Source organism: Vibrio sp. 1580, from assembly GCF_033340055.1.
Genome location: NZ_JAWOVT010000571.1, coordinates 1 through 559 on the forward strand (window position 1 = coordinate 1; position 559 = coordinate 559).

A 559-nucleotide genomic window follows, 5' to 3' on the forward strand; every position below is an offset into this window, starting at 1 on the left:
CCACCGTTTTCAAATTCAATCCAAGTGAATGGAATTTGTGGGTACTGGTCCATCATATGGATCATTGAGTTGCCCACTTCACAGATCAAGATACCGTCATCAGTTAGGTAGTCTGGCGCGTTCGCAAGAATACGGCGAACCAATTTCAGGCCATCGGTACCCGCAGCCAAACCTAGCTCAGGTTCATGCGTGAACTCTTGTGGCAGGCTGTTCATGTCTTCTTCATCCACATAAGGTGGGTTAGACACGATGAGGTTGTATTTTTCTTTTGGCAGATCGCGGAACAGATCCGAACGGATTGGGAACACTTGTTGTTCCATGCCGTGATCTTGAATGTTTTGTTCTGCAACTTGAAGCGCGTCCGCTGAGATATCAATCGCGTCAACTTCTGCTTCAGGGAACGCGTGCGCACATGCAATCGCAATACAGCCACTGCCCGTACATAGATCCATGATTCGAGTTGGCTCTTCTACCAGCCAAGGTTGGAATTCCGCTTGAATCAATTCACCAATTGGAGAACGTGGCACAAGAACACGCTCGTCAACGAAGAACTCAAGAC

Annotated in this window: 1 protein-coding gene; it reads right to left on the reverse strand. The window is 48.1% G+C overall.

Annotation, left to right across the window (positions count from 1 at the left end; genetic code table 11):
- Positions 1–559: 50S ribosomal protein L3 N(5)-glutamine methyltransferase (gene prmB, locus R7093_RS27215; protein ID WP_318147275.1), on the reverse strand; the 559-nt coding region annotated here is incomplete at both ends.